General features: G+C 60.3%; 3 protein-coding genes. 2 read left to right on the forward strand and 1 reads right to left on the reverse strand.

Features of this window, described 5'->3' with window-relative positions; translation table 11 throughout:
- Positions 1-12: 12 nt before the first annotated feature.
- The gene (gene polA / locus VJV58_RS21945; RefSeq protein ID WP_324139471.1) at positions 13-3084 is read left to right on the forward strand and encodes a DNA polymerase I; all 3072 of its coding nucleotides are present in this window, start codon (positions 13-15) and stop codon (positions 3082-3084) included.
- A gap of 205 nt (positions 3085-3289) precedes the next feature.
- On the opposite strand, the gene VJV58_RS21950 is transcribed toward polA, so the two are convergent.
- Entirely contained in the window at positions 3290-3916 is a 627-nt protein-coding gene (locus tag VJV58_RS21950; protein ID WP_324139472.1) for a glutathione S-transferase family protein, read from the reverse strand.
- A 170-nt stretch (positions 3917-4086) separates the two neighbouring features.
- Between VJV58_RS21950 and pyrE the strand changes: the two genes are divergently transcribed.
- Positions 4087-4612: orotate phosphoribosyltransferase (gene pyrE / locus VJV58_RS21955; protein ID WP_324139473.1), on the forward strand; the 526-nt coding region annotated here is incomplete at its 3' end.

A 4612-nucleotide genomic window follows, 5' to 3' on the forward strand; every position in this document is an offset into this window, starting at 1 on the left:
TAAATTTCGGCCATGCCGAAAACATCCCAAAAAGCCTCACCAAAACCCGTAGCCGTGAAAGCCCCAGCCAAAGGCGACCACGTATTTTTGGTTGACGGATCTTCCTATATTTTCCGGGCCTACCACGCCCTGCCGCCGCTCAATCGGAAATCCGACGGGCTGCAAGTCAATGCCGTGCTTGGCTTCTGCAACATGCTCTGGAAATTGTTGCGCGAGATGCCGCCGGACAATCAGCCGACCCACCTGGCGATTATATTCGACAAGTCCGAGATTACCTTTCGCAACAAGCTTTACCCTGACTACAAGGCGCATCGGGCTCCGGCGCCGGATGATCTGATCCCGCAATTTGCGCTGATCCGCGAAGCAGTCCGCGCATTCGATTTGCCATGCCTGGAGCAGGTTGGCTTTGAGGCGGATGATCTGATCGCAACCTATGTGCGCGAGGCTTGCGAGCGCGGCGCTACCGCCACCATCGTGTCTTCCGACAAGGATTTGATGCAGCTCGTGACCGACTGCGTCACCATGTACGACACCATGAAGGATCGCCGCATCGGCATCCCGGAGGTAATCGAGAAATTCGGCGTGCCGCCGGAGAAAGTCGTCGATGTGCAGGCGCTGGCTGGCGATTCCACCGACAATGTGCCCGGAGTTCCGGGAATCGGCGTCAAGACCGCCGCGCAACTGATCGTCGAATATGGCGACCTGGAAGCGCTGCTCCAGCGCGCCGGCGAGATCAAACAGCCGAAACGGCGCGAGGCGCTGCTCGAGAATGCCGAGAAGGCGCGCATCTCGCGGCAGCTCGTCCTGCTGGATGACAAGGTCGAACTTGATGTGCCGCTCGATGAGCTCGCGGTGCACGAGCCCGACGCGCGCAAGCTGATCGCCTTTTTGAAAGCGATGGAATTTTCTACCCTGACCCGTCGCGTCGCGGATTATTCACAGATAGACCCATCCGATATCGAGCCCGACATCGGGGTCAAGAGTGCGGCGAGTGTTTTTGGATCGCTCCCGCTGGCACAAAAGGTCGACGAGTCCGGCAATGTGCCCAAGACTGAAGGTGCGAGCGGCGATCTTTTCGCAGCAGCCGGCGTTCCCAACCCACCCTCTCCCGCGAGCGGGCGCGTGAGCGTAGCCGTGCCAACCCATGGCAGGGCGGAACGATCGACCGTCGTCCTCACTCCGCAAACACTTGCCGCGGCCCGCGCCGAAGCCGCGCGCAAGACCAAAATCGATCGGAGCAAATACCAGACGATCCGCAATCTAGACCAGCTTAAAGCCTGGACCTCGCGCGTACACGATGTCGGTCATTTCGCGCTCGAAGCCAAAGCCGATTCCATCGATCCGATGCAGGCCGAAATGTGCGGCATAGCGCTGGCGCTTGCGCCCAACGACGCCTGCTACGTTCCACTCAGCCACAAGCAGACCGGTGGCGACGGCGCCGGCCTGTTCGCGGCCGGTATCGCTCCGGATCAGATCAAGACTGAGCAAGCCATAGAGGTGCTGCGGCCGCTGCTGGAATCGCCGGGCATTTTGAAGATCGGCTTCAACATCAAATTCAACGCCGTCATTTTCGCCCAGCACGGCGTGACGCTTCGCAACCACGATGACGCGCAGCTGATGTCCTACGCCCTCGATGCTGGCCGTAACGCGCATGGGCTGGATGGCCTCGCCGAACGCTGGCTCGGCCATGCCAACATGACTCATTTGGAAGTGACCGGCAGTGGCAAGGGCAAGCTGAGCTTCGATCAGGTCGCGATCGAGAAAGCCACGGCATATTCGGCTGAGGATGCCGATGTGATCCTGAGGCTCTGGCGCGTGCTCAAGCCTCGGCTGGTGGCCGAGCGCATGAACTCGGTCTATGAAACATTGGAGCGGCCGTTGATTTCGGTGCTGGCGCGGATGGAGCGACGCGGAATCTCGATCGACCGCCAGGTGCTGTCGCGTCTATCCGGCGAATTCGCCCAGACTGCCGCGCGAGTCGAGGCCGAGATCCAGGAGATCGCTGGCGAGCCAGTCAATGTCGGCAGTCCAAAGCAAATCGGCGACATTATTTTCGGCAAGATGGCAATCCCCGGCGGCAGCAAAACGAAAACCGGTGCGTGGTCGACCTCGGCGCAGATTCTCGACGAACTCGCGGAGCAGGGTCATGAATTTCCGAGAAAAATTCTGGAGTGGCGGCAGGTATCAAAACTGAAATCGACTTATACCGACGCGCTGCCGACCTACGTTCATCCGCAGACCCATCGGGTGCACACCACTTACGCACTGGCGGCGACCACAACCGGGCGGCTCTCCTCGAACGAGCCCAACCTGCAGAACATTCCGATCAGAACCGAGGACGGTCGCAAGATCCGCCGTGCTTTCATTGCCTCGCCGGGCCACAAGCTAGTCTCAGCGGACTATTCGCAGATCGAGCTACGATTGCTCGCCGAGATCGCCGATATTCCGGTCCTGAAGCAGGCATTCCGCGATGGACTCGACATTCACGCCATGACCGCGTCCGAAATGTTCGGCGTTCCAGTCAAGGATATGCCGGCCGAGGTGCGTCGCCGCGCCAAAGCCATCAATTTCGGGATCATCTACGGCATCTCGGCATTTGGGCTGGCGAACCAGCTCGGCATCGCCCGCGAGGAAGCATCCGCCTACATCAAGCGCTATTTCGAACGCTTTCCAGGCATCCGCGCCTATATGGATGAAACCCGCGATTTCTGCCGCATGCACGGTTACGTCCAGACCTTGTTCGGCCGGAAATGCTACTATCCCGAGATCAAGGCCTCGAACGCGTCGGTTCGTTCGTTTAACGAGCGCGCCGCCATCAACGCGCGCTTGCAGGGCACGGCCGCCGACATCATCCGCCGGGCCATGATCCGGATGGAAGACGCCTTGGCCGAGAAAAAGCTTTCGGCGCAGATGCTGCTTCAAGTGCACGACGAACTGGTTTTCGAGGTGCCCGATGATGAGGTCGCCGCCACCCTGCCGGTCGTGCAGCACACGATGCAGGACGCGCCGTTCCCGGCGGTGCTACTTTCGGTGCCGCTACACGTCGATGCGCGCGCGGCGGACAACTGGGACGAGGCGCATTGAGAGCGTCGTCATCGGCAATAGCGGCGGCGGCAAATCTACGCTGGCACGGCGATGATGAAACGAACGTCGGGGTCCCTGGGAAGAGCGACCTATACGCCGTAGGAGGATAGTTGAGGGCGTCCGTTTCTCTGTCCTTTCAAACGTGCAAGCCACTATGGGTTGCTGCGCTCGCAGGAACGACAGGACCTCCCGACACAACGTTCGGTTAATCCAGTTTGGCTTCCATGCCGCGCCTCACTCCGGGGCGCGCCATCAGCGCCTCATACCAGCGTCCGACATTGGGAAAATCCGCAAACGAAACCTTGTGGCGTTCGTGCCGCCAGGCCCAGCCGAGGATTGCAAAGTCGGCCACTGACAGCGCGTCGGCGACGAACTCGCGATTGGCCAGGCGGCGGTCAAGCACACCATAGAGGCGGCGCGTCTCCGCCATGTAGCGTTTCAGCCCGTAGGCGCGGTCCTGCTCGTTCTCCAGCGCGATGAAGTGGTGCACCTGCCCCGGCATTGGCCCGAAGCCGCCCATCTGCCACATCAACCATTCGTAAACAGGAATGCGATCGCTCAAAGCTGCCGGCAGGAATTTGCCGGTCTTCTCACCGAGATAGAGCAGGATCGCACCGGATTCGAATATGCTGACGCGCTTGCCGCCGGGTCCGTCGGGATCGACGATCGCCGGGATCTTGTTGTTGGGGCTGATGGCGAGAAACTGCGGCGCCATCTGCTCGCCTTTGGTAATGTTGATCGGGAACACCTTGTATGGCAGTCCCATTTCTTCCAGAGCGACGCTGATCTTGCGACCGTTTGGAGTATTCCAGGTGTGAAGTTCGATGCTCATTTTTTTCTGGTCCCGCAGCTTTTGTTACTCAGTACCGCGGAACCGCAAGGCTTTACAACCGAGCCTCCCAAATTGCGTTCTGGCCACACTGTTGACGGCGAGACTTCGTTCTGGAATGTACGCCCGTCCCCCGATAGATTGCGCCCGTCCTTCAAAGCGAGCAAAAAGCATTGTCCAAATCAGCTTCACGCGCACGGCTCGCCGAGATCATTCGCAAGCGCTCGTTTGGGCGCGGCGAAATCACCCTGGCCTCGGGCCGCAAGAGCGACTTTTATTTCAATCTCAAGCCCACCATGCTCGATCCCGAGGGAGCCGCACTGCTTGCGGAGCTAACCTACGAAGCGCTGAAGGATGACGGGCTTGATTATGTCGGCGGTCTGGAGATGGGGGCGGTGCCGCTCGCAGGCGCGATTGCGCAGCTCTCCTGGATCAAGGGCCACCCGATCGCAGCTTTCTTCGTGCGCAAGAAGCCAAAAGAGCATGGCGCGCGTCTCGCGGTCGAAGGCCTCGCAACCGGCGAGAGCCTGCGTGGCAAGCGCGTTGTCATCGTCGAGGACGTCACCACGACCGGCGGCTCGGCACTGAAGGCTGTAGAGGCAGTGCGCGATGCCGGCGGCGAGATCGCGCTGGTGTTCACCATGGTGGACCGTGATGAGGGCGCAACAGAAACCTTTGCCGAAGCCGGCATACCGTTCC

The organism is Bradyrhizobium sp. (genome assembly GCF_035273305.1).
Taxonomy (GTDB): Bacteria; Pseudomonadota; Alphaproteobacteria; order Rhizobiales; family Xanthobacteraceae; genus Bradyrhizobium.

What these genes read in the sequence shown, in the direction of transcription:
- VJV58_RS21950 (WP_324139472.1), bottom strand. Translation starts at nt 3,916, where the DNA reads ATGAGCATCGAACTTCACACCTGGAATACTCCAAACGGTCGCAAGATC.
- polA (WP_324139471.1), top strand. Translation starts at nt 13, where the DNA reads ATGCCGAAAACATCCCAAAAAGCCTCACCAAAACCCGTAGCCGTGAAA.